Genomic DNA, 16,060 nt, shown 5'->3' with positions numbered 1-16,060 from the left:
CGTGACCGCCGCCGGCCGGCGTGGCCGTGACCGCCGCCGGCCGGCGGGGCAAAACCGCTGTCGCGCCGGCCGGTGGCGGTGGCAGGATCGGCGACCGTGCTGGACCGACCCGAGGGACTCGACGACGCCGACCTCACCGCCGCGCTGGCCACCGGCTGGGGCTGGCAGCCGCACTCACTGACGTACCGGCCGGTGGGGTTCGGGGCGTACCACTGGACGGCGACCGACGGCGACGGCCGGTCCTGGTTCGTCACCGTCGACGACCTGACGGTGGATCCCGAGCCGGCGGAGGTCGTGCACGCCGGGCTGGCCCGCGCGCTGGCGACCGCCGGGGCGCTGCGCGAGGCGGGTTTGGAGTTCGTGGTCGCCCCGGTGCCCGCCACGACCGGGGAGCCGGTGCGCCGGCTGGACGCCCGCTACGCGGTCTCCGTGTTCCCGCTCGTCGACGGCGCCGCCGGGCGGTTCGGGCCACACCGGCCGCGGGACGTGCCCGAGGTGCTGGACCTGCTGGCCCGGCTGCACGCCGCCACCTCGGCGGTGGCCGGCACTGTGCAGCGCGCCGACCTGGACGTGCCCGGACGCGACGGGCTGCTCGCCGCGCTGCGCGACCTCGACCGGCCGTGGACCGGCGGGCCGTTCGCCGAGCCGGCCCGCCGGCTGCTCGCCGACCGGGCCGACCACGTCGCCGGGCTGCTCGCCGAGGTCGACCGGCTGGTCGCCCGGGTCGCCGCCACCGGCTCCGACTGGGTGGTCACCCACGGTGAGCCGCACCCGGGCAACCTGATGTGGACCGGTGCCGGGCTGCGGCTGGTCGACTGGGACACCGTGCGGCTCGGCCCGCCCGAGCGGGACCTGTGGTTCCTGGCCGGTGACACCGGGACGGACGCGCTGGTGGGCTGGACCGCGTCCACGGGCCGCCCGGTGGACCCGGACGCGCTCGCCCTGTACCGGCTGCGTTGGGACGTCGCCGACATTGCCGGCTTCGTGGCGGACTTCCGGCGCTCGCACCGGGAGAGCGAGGACACCACCGCCGCCTTCGGCTACCTGCGCGGCTACCTGACCTGAGCGGGCCGGCGGTTGTGCGCGGACCCGCACCGACCGCGGCCGGTCACCGTGGCGCTGGGGTATGTCGTCAGCTCCCTACAGACTTGAGAGCGTGGACGACTCACCGGCGGGAGAGTCGTCGGCGGTTCGGTGGGTTCGCGGTGGCTCGGCCGCGTCCGACCGCCGCCGCCGCGTCCGACCTTCTCCCGACGCGGGACAGCGCCGCGACCGTGAGTCGTCTGTGCTCTCAGGTCCGTAGCGGCCGGGACCACACTCCGGAGGCCGCGTCGCACGCCGGCGCGGGCCCGGCCGGGGGAGGATCAGCCCATGGCGTACGTCTACCTGCTGCTCGCGATCGCGTCCGAGGTCTTCGGGACCAGCCTGCTCAAGGCCACCGAGGGCTTCACCCGGCTCTGGCCGACCCTCGGCATGCTGCTGTCCTACGCGGTCGCCTTCGGGCTGCTCGCCCTGGCGGTGCGCGACATCCCCGTCGGGGTCGCCTACGCGATGTGGTCCGGGCTGGGGACGGCGGCGATCGTGGCGATCGGCGCGGTCTTCCTCGGCGAGCCGCTGAGCATCCCGAAGGTGGTCGGCGTCGCGCTGGTGATCGCCGGTGTGGTGGTGCTCAACCTGGGCGGCGCCCACTGACCCACCGACCCCCGGTCGCATTCGGACAGGGGCCGGACCCGGGGCACGGCGGAGCCGGCTCGCCGGTCTCCTCTGGCCGGCGCTCGCGCTCGATCCTGCCCGTCCGATCGAGCGTCGGCAATCCCGCCGGGCGTTCTTTCTGATCTAGCCATTCGCATCTAGCAATGCCTCGCGCCGCTGTCGTAGGGTTCCGTCAGCACCCCGGAGAACGCACCTGTTGGGCATATTTGGCCCACTTTTCATGCTGGGCGGTGGGCGGTCGTGACCAGGCAACCTGTGGCGGAAGACGCCCTCGGAACGGACCCGGAATGGGTCGACGAGCTGCTGCTCGACGGCGACCCGGGTGACGTCTGCCTCCGGCTGCCCGACCCCGTCGACCGGGCCACCCTGCGCCGGCTGGTGACCGACGCGCGGACCCGGCTCGCCGAGGCCGGGCTGCGCCGCGGCGGCGCCGTCGCGCTGCGGCTGCCCCCCTCGCTGGCGTACGTGGTGCACCTGCTGGCCACCTGGCGCAGCGGCGCCCAGGCGATCCTGCTCGACCACCGGCTCACCGACCACGAGGTCGACCGGGCGCTGGAACGGCTCACCCCGCAGGTGGTGGTGGCGCCGGTCCGCACCGGCGGCGGGGGCTTGCGGATCTTCCACGACGTGACCGCCGGCGTGCACGCCTACTCCGGCCGGCCGGCCGGCAGCGGACACGCGGTCGTCCAGCTCAGCTCCGGCTCCACCGGACCGTCCAAGGTGATCGGTCGCACCGCCGCCGACCTCGCCGCCGAGGTACGCCGCTACACCCACATCGACGGGGTCGCGCTGCCCGGCGAACGGATCATCCTGCTGCCGTCGATGGTGCACGTGCTCGGCCTGGTCGGCGGGCTGCTCTACGGGCTGCACGCCCGGGTGGAGCTGGTGCCGCCGCAACGGCTCAGCGGCGACGCCATCCTCGCCGCAGTGGCCGACCGGGACACCCCGGCCACCGTGCTCGGCGTGCCCTTCCACATCGGACTGCTCGCCTCCACCACCCCGCCCGGGCCGCTGCCGCAGCTCAAGCGGATGACCACCGGTGGTGAGCTGGTGCCCGCCGCGGTGGCCCGCGCCTTCACCGACCGGTACGGCGTCCCGCTGGGCAACATGTACGGGATGACCGAGGTCGGCGTCATCGGCACCGACCTGTACGGGCGGCACCGCCCGGCCATCGCCCCCGCCCCCGGCATCGAGGTACGAGAGTCGTCCACCGGTGAGCTGTGGGTCAGCTGCCCCGCCAACCCGTACGTCGGCCTCGCCGACCCGACCCGGTGGTCCGACGGCTGGCTGCACACCCGCGACGCCGGCGTCGTCGACCCGGACACCGGGCTGGTCACCATCAAGGGCCGGCTCGACTCGCAGGTCTCGGTCGGCGGGATGAAGGTGGACCTCACCGAGGTCGAGTCCACCCTCACCGGGCTGCCCGGCGTCGCCTCCGCCGTGGTGGTCTGGGACGACGGGATCACCGCCTACGTCCAGCCCGACGGCCCGCTGACCGAGGACACGCTGGACGCGCTGCTCGCCGAACGGCTGGCCGGCTACAAGCGCCCGCGCAACCTGCGCCTGCTCGACCAGCTGCCCCGTACCACCACCGGCAAGCTGGTCCGCTCCGCCACCGCGCTGCGCGCCGCCGGCTCATGACCACCCACGACCGCGCGACCCACCCGGTGCGCGCGGCAGCTCCACCCCGTACGCGGTGCCCCGACCGGGCACCGGTAACCGGTCAATGAAATGAGGTCAGACATGCGAGACGAGGTCCGCACCTTCGTCATCGAGCAGCTCGCCGACATGAACTACGACGTGGAGGAGATCGACGACGACACCACTCTCGGCCCGGCCGGCGTGGACCTGGAGTCGCTGGCCCTGGCGGACCTCTCCGTCCGGGTGGAGGACCGCTACGGCCTGAAGTTCGCCGACGACGAGTCGGAGAAGCTGGCCCTGATGACGGTCGGCGAGTTCACCACGATGGTCGCCGACCGGGTCGCCGGGGCGCGACGCGCCGACGCGTGATGACCGGTCGGCCCGACCTGGGGCGAGCTGACCTGGTGACGATGCTCGCCGAACTGAACGCCACACCCGTGGAGCAGGTGTCCGAGCGGGTCGGCTCGATGGAGCTGGCCTGGCTGGTCCACCTGGTCGAGCAGCGCTACGACCGGCGGCTCGACCTCACCGACGAGCAGCTCGCCTCGGTGCGCACCGTGGACGACGCCCTGGCGGTCTTCCACGCCTCGCTCACCGCCGCCGCGGATGGTTGAGCGGACGCCGGTGGCCGTCACCGGCGTACACGCGGTCAGCGCCCTGGGGCGGGGCGCCGAGGCGCAGCTGGCCGGGGCGCTGGCCGGCGTGCCGGCGTTCGCGCCGGTGCGCCGCTTCGACGTCACCGGCCGGCGGGTCGGCGTGGCGGCCACCGCCGGTGACGTGGGACCGCTCGCCGAGGAGCTGGCCGACGCCGTCGACGTCGCCTGCCGGGCCGCCGGCCTCGACCGGGCCGGGCGGCGCGAGTCGGCGCTGCTGCTGGCCACCCACGGCGGACCGGTCACCGACGGCGGGCCCGAGGTGCCCGCCCTGGGCGGGTGGCTGGCGGACCGGTGCGGGCTGGGCGGGCGCACCCGGGTCTACACCAGCGCCTGCGTCTCGGCCAGCACCGCGGTCGCCGACGCCGCCACGATGATCGGCCGCGGCGACGTCACCCGGGTCGTGGTGGCCGCCGGCTACCTGGTCGAGCCGGACCAGTACGCGCTCTTCGACGCCGGCCGGGCGCTGGCCACCGACGGCGCCGCCCGACCGTTCAGCGCCGGCCGCACCGGCCTGCTGCTCGGCGACGGGGTGGCCGCCGTGGTGCTGGAGGCGGCCGACGGGCGCGGCGGCGAACCGGTGGCCACCGTACGCGGCTGGGGGCGGGCCGGGGACGCGTACCACCCGTGCCAGCCCGACCCGGCCGGGCGGGGCCTGGCCCGGGCGGTGACCGCGGCGCTGCGCCGCGCCGGCCTGGAGCCGGCCGACGTGGGCTACGTCAACGCCAACGCCACCGGCACCGGGCTCAGCGACGCCGCCGAGGCGGCGGCGCTGCGGGCGGCGCTCGGCGAGCACGCCGGGCGGGTTCCGGTCAGCTCCACCAAGGCGGTGCACGGGCACGCGCTGGAGGCCTCCGGACTGCTGGAGCTGGTGGTGACCGTGCAGGCGCTGCGGCACGGCAAGCTGCCGGTCAACGCCGGCTGGCTCGGCCCCGACCCGGCCTGCCCGCTGGACGTGATCGTCGACGCGCCCCGCCCGGCCGGCAGCCCGTACGCGTTGAGCCTCAACGCGGCGTTCGGCGGCGCCAACACCGCGCTGCTGGTCGGTGCGGCATGACCGCCCCGAAGGTCGACGGGCCGGTGGTGCTGGCCCGGGCGGCGTGGCCGGAGCCCGGCGACGCGGCCCCGCCGCCGCTGCCCGGCTTCGTGCACTCGCCGTTCCACCCGCTGGTGGCCGCCGTGGCGCAGCGCTGCCTGAGCCGCCGCCCGGAGGGCACCGCGCCCGGCGAACGGACGGCGGTGGTGCTGGTCAGCGCCCGCGGCGACCGGCCCAGCGCCGAGCAAGTGCGGACCGCCGTGGCCGGCGGCGCCCGGGTCGGACCGCTGTTCTTCTTCCAGTCGGTGCCGAACAGCGTGGCCGGGCTGGTGGCCGCCCGGCACGGGCTGCGCGGCCCGGTGGTCTGCCTCGCCCCGACCGGCGACCCGCAGGCTGACGGGACCGCCGAGGTCGACCTGCTGCTGTACGACGGCGACGCCGACGAGGCGTTGCTGGTCCTGATCGAACAGGCACCCGACGCGCCCGGGACGGCGGTCGCGGTGCTGCTGGGGGGAGGAACTGGCCAATGAGGACCAAGGGACTGCGCGGCAGGCTCGCCGCCGACGGGGAACTGGGCGCCGGGAACGTGCTGGCCCGGGTGCTGGCGCACGGCGCCGACCCGGACGGCCCCGGGCTGACCTTCGACACCCCGGTCGACGGGTACCCGGCCGAGCATCCGCTCACCCTGGGCCAGCTCGACCAGCGGGTCGCCGCCCGGGCGGCCTGGCTGCACGAGCGTGGGGTACGCCCGCGCGACCCGATCGCGGTGTGGGCCACCGGCGCCGCCGACATGGTGCTCAGCTTCCTGGCGCTGACCCGGCTCGGCGCGATCCCGGCGCTGATGAACGGCAAGCTGCGCCCGGAGATCGCCGCCGAGTACATCCGCCGGCTGCGCGCCTCCGGGGTGCTCGCCGACGCCGCGCACACCGCGCTGCTGGCCGGGCACGAGCTGGGCGCGCCGCTGCTCGGCGAGCCCGCCGAGGCCGGCGCCGGCGACCCGGCCGCCGCCCCGGCGCACTACCGCCACCACGCCGAGGACCCGATCGTCATCACCCACACCTCCGGCACCACCGGGGTGCCGAAGGCCGTGCTGCACTCCCACTCGAGCCTCTTCGCCGCCACCCGGCACCTGCTGTCCATGCCGCAGGCGCAGGGCACCCGGCGGATCCTCAACGCGCTGCCCGCCCCGCACACCGCCACCGTGCTGATGGTCAACCAGGCGCTGGGCAACCGGGCGGAGATGTTCCTGCTGTCCGACCAGGGCGGCGAACGGGTCCTCGACGCCATCCAACGCTGGCGACCCGACGGGGTGTTCGGCTTCTCGGTGACCTGGGCGGAGCTGGCCCGCTTCGACCTCACCGGCTACGACCTGGACTCGGTGCGGTTGTGGTTCAACACCGGCGACTGCTCCCACGAGCCGCACGTGCGGCGGCTGGTCGCGGTCGGCTCGCGGGACGTGGTGACCCGCCAGGGGGTGACCCGGGTGCCCGGGTCGGTCTTCATCGACGGGCTGGGCTCCAGCGAGATGGGGCACTCGATGTTCCACATCACGCACACCCCGGACACCGACCGGTACGGCCGCTGCGTCGGCCGCCCGTACCGGTTCACGAAGGTGGCCGTGCTCGACGAGCAGGGCGACGAGCTGCCGCCCGGGCAGGTGGGCTGGCTGGGCATCGACTCGCCGTCGCTGTTCCGCGGCTACTGGAACGACTCGGTGACCACCTGGCGGTCCCGGCTGCGCGGCTGGTACCTGACCGGTGACCTGGTGTACGCCGACGACGAGGGCCGCTACCACCACCTGGACCGGGCGGTCGACTCGGTGCGTACCGCCGACGGGAAGTGGTTCTTCACCGCGCTGTCGGAGGAGCGGGTGCTGGCCGCCTGCGCCGACGTCACCGACTGCACGGTGGTCATCGTCGGCGACGGCGACACCGTCGTCACCGACGTGCTGCTGGAACTGGGCGCCGGTGCGGACCCGGCCCGGGACCGCATCGACGAGGTACGCGCGGCCCTCGGCGCCGATCTCGGGGCGACCCTGCGGCGGGTGGTGCCGGTCGCCGCGGCGGACATCCCGGTCACGGTGACGGGCAAGGTCCGCAAGGTGGCGCTGCGCGAGCGGTACCTGACCGGGTCCGCGTCGTGACCGCCGTCATCACCGGGATGGGGCTGCGCACCCCGGCCGGGCACGGCGTGCAGGAGACCTTCACCGCCCTGACGACCGGTCGGTCCGGGCTGAGCCGGCCGCCGGAAGGCCACCCGGCTCGGGAGTCGCTGGAGGTCGCCGGCGTGCTGCCGGAGCTCGACCCGCGCAGCGTCGCGTCCGGTCCGGAGACCAAGGTGCTGGACCGGATCGTGGTGCTGGCCCTGCTCACCGCCGCCGAGGCGCTCGCCGACGCCGGCATCGAGGTGGGCCGCGACGTCGACCCGGAGCGGATCGCGGTGATCGTCGGCGGGGTCGGCGGGATGTCCACCCTGGAACGGCAGGTCCTCGCCCGGGCCGAGCGGGGCCGGGCCGCGGTCAGCCCGTACCTGCTCACCGGGATCCTGCCGAACATGCCGTCGGCACGCATCGCCATCGCGCACGGCATCCGCGGCTACAGCTCCTCGGTCGGCACGGCCTGCGCCTCCGGCGCCCAGGCGATCGCCGACGGAGTACGCCTGATCCGGGCCGGCGAGGCCGACGTGGTGGTCTGCGGGGCGAGCGAGGCGCCGCTCTTCCCGACCTTCGCCGACACCTTCGGCAACGCCCGCGCCCTGGCCCGGGGCTGGGACGACCCGACCGAGGCGAGCCGCCCGTTCGACCGGCGGCGCAACGGCTTCGTGCTGGCCGAGGGGGCGGCGCTGCTGGTGCTGGAACGCGCCGGACACGCCGCCGCCCGGGGCGTCGGGTCGTACGCGGAGGTGGCCGGGTACGGGGCGAACACCGACGCGTACCACCCGACCGCGCCCCGCCCCGACGGTGCCGGGGCGGCGGCCTGCATGCGGCGGGCGCTGGCCAGCGGGGGCGTCGCGGCCGGCGACGTCGGCTACGTCAACGCCCACGGCACCGGCACGAAACTCGGCGACATCGCCGAGACCACCGCCCTGGGCGACGTCTTCGGCGTCGGCGGGGTGGCGGTCAGCTCCACCAAGGCGCTCACCGGCCACCTGCTCGGCGCGTCCGGGGTGCTGGAGGCGGCGGCCACCGCACTGGCGCTGGACCGGGGGCTGCTGCCGCCGACGTACAACCTGGACGACCCGGACCCGGACTGCCCGGCGGACCACGTCCGCAAGGAACCCCGGGCCACCGGGACGGACCTGGCGATCACCAACTCCTTCGGCTTCGGCGGCCAGAACGTCAGCCTGCTGCTGCGCCGGACCGCCGGCACGCGGGCGACCGCGCCGGGGAGGTGATCGGTGCTCCAACCGGGCGGTGCGACGCCCGGACGGCTGGCACGGGGGACATGGGAAAGGGGTGAAGAACGTGGAAATCAGGGGAATAGACCATATCGAGCTGTACGTCGGGGATGCCCGGCAGGCGGCCTTCTACTTCGGCACGGCGGTCGGGTTCCGGCTGCGCGGCCAGGGCGGCCCGGAGACCGGGCTGGCCGACCAGCGGTCGCTGCTGTTGGCCCAGGCCGACATCCGGATGGTGCTCACCTCCGGGCTGACCGCCGAGCATCCCGCGTCGGCGTACGTGCAACGGCACGGCGACGGCATCGCCGTGGTGGCGCTGGAGGTCGACGACGTCGCCGGGGCGTACGCGGAGCTGCTGGAACGCGGCGCGGTCGGGGTGAGCGCCCCGCGGACCTTCACCTGCGCGGACGCCGAGGTGGTGACCGCGGAGGTCGGCGGCTTCGGCGACGTGCTGCACCGGCTGGTGCAGCGGCGCGGCGACCGCACGCAGTTCCTGCCCGGCGCGGTGGACATGCTGCCGGCCGTCGACGACGACCGGCTGCTGGCCGAGATCGACCACCTGGCGGTCTGCGTGCCGCCCGGGCAGCTCGACGAGACCGTGGGGCACTACACGACGGTCTTCGGCTTCGCCGAGATCTTCGCCGAGCACGTCGAGGTCGCCGGGCAGGCGATGAATTCCAAGGTCGTGCAGAGCCCGTCCGGGCGGGTCACGCTGGTGCTGCTGGAGCCGGACACCAGCGCCCGGCCCGGCCAGATCGAGGACTTCCTGCGCTGGCACGCAGGCGCCGGGGTGCAGCACCTCGGGCTGCGCACCGACGACATCGTCACCGCCGTGGGCGCCCTCGCGCAGCGCGGGGTGCGCTTCGCCGGCGGCGCCCCGGCGGCCTACTACGAGGACCTGGAACGGCGGGTCGGGAAGGTCGACGCGCCGCTGCAACGGCTGCGGGACCTGAGCATCCTGGTCGACTCCGACCACGGCGGTCAGCTGCTGCAGATCTTCACCGAGTCGATGCACGTGCGGCGCACCCTCTTCCTCGAGCTGATCGAGCGGCGCGGGGCGCTCACCTTCGGCAGCGGCAACATCAAGGCGCTCTACGAGGCCAAGGAACGGGAGTTGGCCGCTGCGGCGTCCGTCCCGCAGGGGGTGGGGGCATGACCACGACCGAGGAGTTCTCCCCGACCCTGACCGCCGCGGAGCAGGAGCTGCTTCCCTCCGACACCGACGTGCGGCACTACGCCGAGCACGGCTGGTACCTGTCGAAGAAGCTGCTCACCGACGACGAGGTGGACGCCCTGGTCGCCGCCACCGACCGCTACTACGCCGGGGACCGCGACCGGCGGCTGCCGGTACGCCCGCCGAAGCTGGCGTACTGGGACCCGTCCAAGGGCGACGTGCAGCGGCACAACGACTACGTGCACCACGAGCACGACGCGATCGGCGCGATCCTGCGCAAGCCGCTGATCGGGGCGGTCGCCGCCCGGCTGGCCCGGGCCGACGAGATCCGGGTCTTCCAGTCCACGCTGATCTGGAAACCGCCGATCTCCGGCGAGCCGTCGAACATCGTGCCCTGGCACTTCGACAAGCACTACTGGGCGTCCTCGTCGTCGGAGAAGATGCTCACCGCCTTCATCCCGTTCCACGACTGCGGGGAGGAGATGGGCACCATCACCATGGTCGACGGCTCGCACCGGTGGTCCGAGATCGGCGCGGACGACACCGTGGTGCGGCACTTCGCCGACCGCGACCGCGACCAGCTGGAGGAGATGCTGGCCGAGAACGCGGCCCACAACGGCGCGCAGATCCGCAAGGTCCCGATGGTGATCCCGAAGGGCCACATGTCCTTCCACCACTGCCGCACCTACCACGGCAGCGGCGCGAACGTCAGCGGCCGCCCCCGCCGGGCGATCTCGCTGCACCTGCAGGACGGCGACAACGCCTGGCGGGAGTACCCGCTCTCCGACGGCACCCTCGCCGGCTACAACCACGACGCGTTGGTCCGCCGCACCCACGACGGGCGGCCGGACTACGCGGACCCCGAATACTGCCCGGTCATCTGGCGCCACCGCGCCGCGCAGGGAGGCTGAACATGTCACGGTACGACTGGGGAAGGACCCACCCGGGCATCGAGCGGCTGGAGCAGGCGGTGACCGACCGCCGCGAAGCGGTCGTGCAGCACCCGCTCTACGCCAACCTGGACACCCACGAGTCGCTGGTCACCTTCATGGAGCACCACGTCTTCGCGGTCTGGGACTTCATGTCCCTGCTGAAGTCGTTGCAGCGGCAGCTGACCTGCGTGACCGTGCCGTGGATCCCCACCGGCCCGACCGGCAGCCGCCGGCTGATCAACGACATCGTGATGGTGGAGGAGAGCGACGAGCTCGGCGAGGGCTACATCAGCCACTTCGAGCTCTACGTGCGGGGCATGCGGGAGGCCGGCGCCGACACCACCGCCGTGGACGCGCTGATCGAGCTGCTGCGCGCCGGCACCGGCGTCACCGAGGCGCTGGCCGCGGCCGGCGTGCCCGCACCGTCGGCCCGGTTCGCCGCCACCACCTGGCAGATCATCGAGTCGACCCCGGTGCACTGCCAGGCCGCCGCGTTCGCCTTCGGCCGCGAGGACCTGATCCCCGACATGTTCACCCAGGTCGTCGCGGTCAACGAACGCAGCCGCCGGCTGCACACCTTCGTCGACTACCTGGAGCGGCACATCGAGGTCGACGGGGAGCAGCACACCCCGATGGCCATGCAGATGCTCGCCGACCTGTGCGGCGACGACGACGTCAAGTGGCAGGAGTGCGCCGACACGGTCAACCTGGCGCTCACCGCCCGGGCCCGGCTCTGGGACGACATCCTGGCGGCCGTCAAGGAGGGGCGCGACCGGTGACCGACGACCCGGTCCGGCTCTACCGGACGGTCCGGCTGATCCGCCGGTTCGAGGAGCGGGCGATCGAGCTGGTCCGCTCCGGGCACATCGTCGGCGGCATCCACCCGTACCTCGGGCAGGAGGGGATCGCCGCCGGGGTGTGCGCGGCGCTGCGGCCGACGGACCTGGTCACCGGCACCCACCGCGGGCACGGCCACGTGCTCGCCAAGGGCGCCGACCCGGCCCGGACGATGGCCGAGCTGTGCGGTCGGGAGACCGGGTCGAACCGGGGCCGGGGCGGGTCGATGCACGCCGCCGACTTCTCGGTCGGGGTGCTCGGCGCCAACGCGATCGTCGGGGCCGCCGGCGCGATCCTCACCGGGGCGGTGTGGGCGCGCCGGCGGCGCGACGACGACGTGGTCGGGGCTACCTTCTTCGGCGACGGCGCGGTCAACGAGGGGATGCTGCTGGAGGCGTTCAACCTGGCCGCGCTCTGGCGGGTGCCGGTGCTGTTCGTCTGCGAGAACAACGGCTACGCCACCACCATGCCCGTGCGGGGCGCGGTGGCCGGCACCATCACCGGCCGGGCCGAGGCGTTCGGCATGCCGGCCGCCGTCGTCGACGGCCAGGACCCCGAGGCGGTACGCGACGTCACCGCCGCGGCCGTCGCGCGGATGCGCGCCGGCGGCGGCCCCGAGCTGGTCGAGGCCCGCACCTACCGCTTCGACGCCCACCACACCTTCGAACATTCGGTACGCCTCGACTACCGCCCGCCGCAGGAGGTGGCGGCCGGTCGGGAGCGGGATCCGGTGGTGATCCAGGGCGCCCGGCTCCCCGCCGACCGGCGCGCCAAGGTCGACGCCGAGGTCGAGGCGACGCTGGCGGCGGCGGTGGAGTTCGCCCTCGCCGGCCCGCACCCGGACCCGGCCGGCGCCCTGGACCACCTGTACGCCAGCGGGCTGGTCGCCCGAACCGGAGGTGGCTGATGCCCAGGTTGTCGTACCGCAAGGCGCTCACCCGGGCGCTCGCCGACGAGCTGGCCCGCGACTCCGACGTCTTCCTGCTCGGCGAGGACATCCGGGTGGCCGCCTCGAACGTCACCGCCGGGCTGCTCAAGCGGTTCGGGCCGGAGCGGGTGATCGACACCCCGCTGTCGGAGCAGGCGTTCACCAGCTTCGCCACCGGGGCGGCCCTGGCCGGGCTGCGGCCGGTGATCGAGTTCCAGATCCCGTCGCTGCTGTTCCTGGTCTTCGAGCAGATCGTCAACCACGCGCACAAGTTCCCGCTGATGACCGGCGGGCAGTGCGCGGTGCCGGTCACCTACCTGGTGCCCGGTTCCGGGTCGCGGACCGGCTGGGCGGGGCAGCACTCCGACCACCCGTACAGCCTCTTCGCCCACGTCGGGGTGACCACGGTGGTGCCGGCCACCCCGGCCGACGCGTACGGGCTGCTGGTGTCGGCGATTCGCTGCGACGACCCGGTGGTGGTCTTCGCCCCGGCCGGTGCGCTGGACGTCCGGGACGACGTGGACCTGGCCGGGTTGGCCCCGGTTCCGCTGGGCCTCGGTGTCGTGCGCCGGGCCGGTGACGACGTCACCGTGGTCGCGGTCGGGCACCTGGTGCACGACGCGCTGGCAGTGGCCGAGGAGCTTGCCGGCCAGGTGTCGGTGGAGGTCTTCGACCCGCGCACCCTCTACCCGTTCGACGTCGACGGGCTGGTCGACTCGGTGTCGCGCACCGGGCGGCTGGTGGTCGTGGACGACTCCAACCGGTCCTGTGGCATCGCCGCCGAGATCATCACCAGCGTGCTGGAACGGGTGCGGCTGGCCGCCCCGCCCCGGCGGGTCACCCGCCCCGACGGCGCGGTGCTGCCCTTCGCACCGGCCCTGGACCGGGCCGTGCAGCCGGGGCGGGACCAGCTCACCGCCGCCATCCAACTGAGCATGAAGGACGCATCATGATCGATCCGGAGTACTCGTGGCCGCCCCTCGGCCAGGCGTGGGCGCAGCTGCCCGAGGCGACCCGTACCGGCATGGTGGCGGCCGGCGCCGCCGCCTGGGAGCAGGTCTTCCACGGTCGGGCCACCTACAACAAGCAGTGGCGGCTGGCCCGGCCGCCGGTGTTCACCGCCGACGCGTTCCGTGAGCTCAACGAGGTCTGCGACCGGATCGCCCAGCTCATCCTGGAGGCGTGCCAGCGGCGGGCCGGCACCGCCGGGGAGCTGCGCCGGCTGCTGGACGTGCCGCAGGGGGAGACGAAGCTGCTCGACGAGGACGAGCCGCTGCACGAGGGGCTGCTCGCCGCGTACCGGCCGGATGTGCTCTTCTCCGGCGGGGCGCCGTGCATCGTCGAGTACAACATCGACAGTAGCCTCGGCGGCGGCTTCGACGCCGACACGGTCATCCAGCGGTACGCGCAGCTCTACGCCGACCGCGGCCTGCTCGACGGCGCGCACCCCGCGCCCTCCCTGCTCGACCAGCGGTTCGTCGCCATCCGGCAGACCCTCGACCTGCCCGACGGCGCGCGGGTGGCGCTGCTGATGGACTTCGACGCCGACTATCCCGGCCTGGACGACCCGGAGACGTTCGTCCGGATCCTCTCCCCGCTGGCCGACCAGGCCCGGAACTTCGGCATCGACCTGGTCATCGGGCCGGTCTCCGCGGCCGCCCTCGACGACCGGCGGCGGCTGGTGGTCGACGGCGCGCCGGTGGACGCGCTGTTCCGGCTCTTCGTGCCCAACCGGGTCACCCCCAGCGCCGGCCTGGACGCCGTCGCCGGGGCGCTCGCCGCGGGCACCCTGCCGATGTTCGTCAGCGCCGCCGCCTGGCTGCTCGGCAACAAGGTGAACTTCGCCTGGCTCTGGGCGGACCTCGACCAGCTGGCCGAGGCGGACCGCACCCTGGTCCGCCGGTACGTCCCGCACACCGTGGTGCTCACCGCCGACCAGCTCGACCGGGCCCTCGCCGAACAGCACGACCTGGTGGCCAAGCCGGCCGGTGGCTCCGCCGGGCACGGCGTGCTCATCGGCCGGGAGCTGAGCCCGATCGCCTGGGAGGACGGCGTACGCGCCGCCATCGAGGCGGGCGGGAACATCCTGCAGCGCTACCACCACGCCGACCGGGTGCCGATGGACTTCGTGCAGATCGAGACCGGGGAGACCGTCACCGCCGAGGTCCCGTACAGCCTGGCCCCGTACCTGTTCGGCCGCACCGGTTCGGGCGCCCTGGCCCGGGTCGGCTACCCCGGCTGCGACGAGGTCCTCAACCTCGCCCGAGGTGTCCTCCTTTCCGGCATCCTCCTCACCGACTGACCCGGGCCTCGTTGATCAAGGAGTTTGCGTCAGGAATCGGCTTGCACGGCGACGCAAACTCCTTGGTCAACTCTGGTAGAGGGGGTCAGCGGCCCGCGGTGAGGCGGGCGCCGAGGCGGCGGACGGTCTCCGCCGCGGCGATGGCGTCGCTGCGGGCGCTGCCGTGCCGGCCGTCGCTGCTGTAGAGCGACGGGTCGGCGACCAGCGGATGGTCGGTGAGGTGCACGTGCAGGGCGCCGTGCCGGTCGGCCAGCGCGGCCGTGCGGTCGGCCAGCAGGCGCATCCGCTCGCCCAGGCCGGCGCGCAGGGCGGGCGGCACGGCCGGGCTGTGCGAGACGTCGAACATGCCGACCGTGATCACCTCGGCGCCGGCCGCCCGCAGCTCGCCGATCATCGCGGCCAGCTCCGCGTCGACCGCGTCCGGGTCGTACGCCCGGCTGAACGCGTCGTTGCCGCCGCAGACCACCAACGCCAGGTCGGGGCCGAAGGCCAGCGCCGGGGCCAGTTGCGCCGCGCGGACCTCGTGCGCCCGCAGCCCGCGCCGGCCCAGGTTCAGGTACGCCAGGCCGGGGCGGGCGGCGGTCAGCTCGGCGGCGATCCGGTCCGCCCACTGGAGGTCCGGGTAGCCGTCGACCGGCTCGCACAGCCCCTCGGCCACGCTGTCGCCCAGCACCACGAACCGCCGCCACGGATGCCCGCGCAGCAGCTCGGCGCTCTCCCCGCAGCGCAGGCAGAAGGGGTCCGTCGATTCGGTAAGCGTCGATGCCATGTCCGGCACGGTAGCCGATGGGCGGCCCGCCCGGCAGCGTCCGGACGGGGCGAGCGGACGGCCTGCGGTGCGACCCGCCCGACCCTTCCCGGCGGCGGGCGGCCGACGATGCGTGGCCATCCGGGCGCCGGCATCTCCCAGGGACGCGACCACCTGCCGACCATCTGCCCGGGCGCGGGGGACAATGCCGAGAATGGAGGCCAGTGTGCAGGTGGCGGTCTGCGGGCCGGCGGACGCGACGGCGACCGAGGTAGCGTACGCCCGGCGGGTGGGGGAGTTGCTCGCCGAGCGGGGTGTCACCGTCCTGTGCGGAGATGGTGGCGGGGTGATGGCCGCGGTCGCCGCCGGCGCCCGGTCCCGTGACGGCCTGGTGATCGGGGTACGCCCCGACGACGGCTCCGACCCCGGTCCCGCCGACGTCTCGGCGAGCGTGGTGACGAACATGGGGCAGGCGCGCAACGCGGTGCTGGTGTGGAGCGCCGACGCGGTGATCGCCGTCGGCGGCTCGTGGGGCACCCTCAGCGAGGTGGCCCTCGCGGTGCGGCGCGGTGGCATCCCGGTGGTGGTCCTCGGCGGCTGGCGCGTCCTCGACGTCGACGGTGGACCGGTGCCCGGTCCACAGCACGTCGGCAGTCCCGAGGAAGCCGTCCGGGTGGCCCTGCATCCGACCGGTTGACGG

17 protein-coding genes are annotated in these 16,060 nt (G+C 74.5%); 16 read left to right on the top strand and 1 reads right to left on the bottom strand.

The window, feature by feature from the left end:
• The first annotated feature begins 96 nt into the window (after nucleotides 1–96).
• The 15 genes from GA0074704_RS19340 (at nucleotide 97) to GA0074704_RS19270 (ending at nucleotide 14,612) form a co-directional block, all read left to right on the top strand.
• Nucleotides 97–1,065, top strand: a complete 969-nt coding sequence (locus tag GA0074704_RS19340; RefSeq protein ID WP_231926566.1) for a phosphotransferase enzyme family protein — start codon at nucleotides 97–99, stop codon at nucleotides 1,063–1,065.
• A gap of 306 nt (nucleotides 1,066–1,371) precedes the next feature.
• Nucleotides 1,372–1,692 carry a DMT family transporter gene (locus GA0074704_RS19335; RefSeq protein ID WP_088971803.1) on the top strand — a complete coding sequence of 107 codons (321 nt, stop codon included), beginning with the start codon at nucleotides 1,372–1,374 and terminating at the stop codon, nucleotides 1,690–1,692.
• A 276-nt stretch (nucleotides 1,693–1,968) separates the two neighbouring features.
• The gene (locus GA0074704_RS19330) at nucleotides 1,969–3,354 is read left to right on the top strand and encodes a class I adenylate-forming enzyme family protein (protein WP_377471800.1); all 1,386 of its coding nucleotides are present in this window, start codon (nucleotides 1,969–1,971) and stop codon (nucleotides 3,352–3,354) included.
• A gap of 102 nt (nucleotides 3,355–3,456) precedes the next feature.
• Nucleotides 3,457–3,723, top strand: coding sequence for an acyl carrier protein (locus GA0074704_RS19325; protein ID WP_088971801.1), 267 nt, complete (start codon nucleotides 3,457–3,459; stop codon nucleotides 3,721–3,723).
• On the top strand, nucleotides 3,723–3,968 hold the full coding sequence (locus GA0074704_RS19320; RefSeq protein ID WP_088971800.1) for a hypothetical protein: 246 nt from the start codon (nucleotides 3,723–3,725) through the stop codon (nucleotides 3,966–3,968). The genes GA0074704_RS19325 and GA0074704_RS19320 overlap by 1 nt, the downstream gene beginning before the upstream one ends.
• Complete coding sequence (locus GA0074704_RS19315; RefSeq protein WP_088971799.1) at nucleotides 3,961–5,064, top strand: beta-ketoacyl-[acyl-carrier-protein] synthase family protein; 1,104 nt, start codon at nucleotides 3,961–3,963, stop codon at nucleotides 5,062–5,064. Before GA0074704_RS19320 ends, GA0074704_RS19315 begins: the two co-directional genes overlap by 8 nt.
• Complete coding sequence (locus tag GA0074704_RS19310) at nucleotides 5,061–5,573, top strand: beta-ketoacyl synthase chain length factor (protein WP_088971798.1); 513 nt, start codon at nucleotides 5,061–5,063, stop codon at nucleotides 5,571–5,573. Before GA0074704_RS19315 ends, GA0074704_RS19310 begins: the two co-directional genes overlap by 4 nt.
• Complete coding sequence (locus GA0074704_RS19305; RefSeq protein ID WP_088971797.1) at nucleotides 5,570–7,186, top strand: class I adenylate-forming enzyme family protein; 1,617 nt, start codon at nucleotides 5,570–5,572, stop codon at nucleotides 7,184–7,186. Before GA0074704_RS19310 ends, GA0074704_RS19305 begins: the two co-directional genes overlap by 4 nt.
• Complete coding sequence (locus tag GA0074704_RS19300) at nucleotides 7,183–8,436, top strand: beta-ketoacyl-[acyl-carrier-protein] synthase family protein (protein ID WP_088971796.1); 1,254 nt, start codon at nucleotides 7,183–7,185, stop codon at nucleotides 8,434–8,436. The genes GA0074704_RS19305 and GA0074704_RS19300 overlap by 4 nt, the downstream gene beginning before the upstream one ends.
• Nucleotides 8,437–8,506: 70 nt before the next feature.
• The gene (hppD, locus tag GA0074704_RS19295; protein ID WP_088973814.1) at nucleotides 8,507–9,595 is read left to right on the top strand and encodes a 4-hydroxyphenylpyruvate dioxygenase; all 1,089 of its coding nucleotides are present in this window, start codon (nucleotides 8,507–8,509) and stop codon (nucleotides 9,593–9,595) included.
• Nucleotides 9,592–10,524, top strand: coding sequence for a phytanoyl-CoA dioxygenase family protein (locus GA0074704_RS19290; protein WP_088971795.1), 933 nt, complete (start codon nucleotides 9,592–9,594; stop codon nucleotides 10,522–10,524). The genes hppD and GA0074704_RS19290 overlap by 4 nt, the downstream gene beginning before the upstream one ends.
• 2 nt (nucleotides 10,525–10,526) lie before the next feature.
• Nucleotides 10,527–11,324: a DUF3050 domain-containing protein gene (locus tag GA0074704_RS19285; protein ID WP_088971794.1), complete on the top strand. Its 798-nt coding sequence runs from the start codon at nucleotides 10,527–10,529 to the stop codon at nucleotides 11,322–11,324.
• Nucleotides 11,321–12,289 carry a thiamine pyrophosphate-dependent dehydrogenase E1 component subunit alpha gene (locus GA0074704_RS19280; protein WP_088971793.1) on the top strand — a complete coding sequence of 323 codons (969 nt, stop codon included), beginning with the start codon at nucleotides 11,321–11,323 and terminating at the stop codon, nucleotides 12,287–12,289. Before GA0074704_RS19285 ends, GA0074704_RS19280 begins: the two co-directional genes overlap by 4 nt.
• Complete coding sequence (locus GA0074704_RS19275) at nucleotides 12,289–13,263, top strand: alpha-ketoacid dehydrogenase subunit beta (protein WP_088971792.1); 975 nt, start codon at nucleotides 12,289–12,291, stop codon at nucleotides 13,261–13,263. Before GA0074704_RS19280 ends, GA0074704_RS19275 begins: the two co-directional genes overlap by 1 nt.
• Nucleotides 13,260–14,612: an ATP-grasp domain-containing protein gene (locus GA0074704_RS19270; RefSeq protein ID WP_172880645.1), complete on the top strand. Its 1,353-nt coding sequence runs from the start codon at nucleotides 13,260–13,262 to the stop codon at nucleotides 14,610–14,612. Before GA0074704_RS19275 ends, GA0074704_RS19270 begins: the two co-directional genes overlap by 4 nt.
• A gap of 85 nt (nucleotides 14,613–14,697) precedes the next feature.
• Here the strand turns inward: GA0074704_RS19270 and GA0074704_RS19265 are convergent, their stop codons facing one another.
• Entirely contained in the window at nucleotides 14,698–15,381 is a 684-nt protein-coding gene (locus GA0074704_RS19265) for an SGNH/GDSL hydrolase family protein (RefSeq protein WP_088971791.1), read from the bottom strand.
• A gap of 193 nt (nucleotides 15,382–15,574) precedes the next feature.
• On the opposite strand from GA0074704_RS19265, the gene GA0074704_RS19260 reads away from it, so the two are divergent.
• On the top strand, nucleotides 15,575–16,057 hold the full coding sequence (locus GA0074704_RS19260) for an SLOG cluster 4 domain-containing protein (RefSeq protein WP_197697552.1): 483 nt from the start codon (nucleotides 15,575–15,577) through the stop codon (nucleotides 16,055–16,057).
• Nucleotides 16,058–16,060: the final 3 nt, after the last annotated feature.

Source organism: Micromonospora siamensis, assembly GCF_900090305.1.
GTDB lineage: Bacteria > Actinomycetota > Actinomycetes > Mycobacteriales > Micromonosporaceae > Micromonospora > Micromonospora siamensis.
The sequence above is the reverse complement of the archived record's forward strand: the minus strand, read 5'-3'. Positions and strand labels throughout refer to the sequence as shown.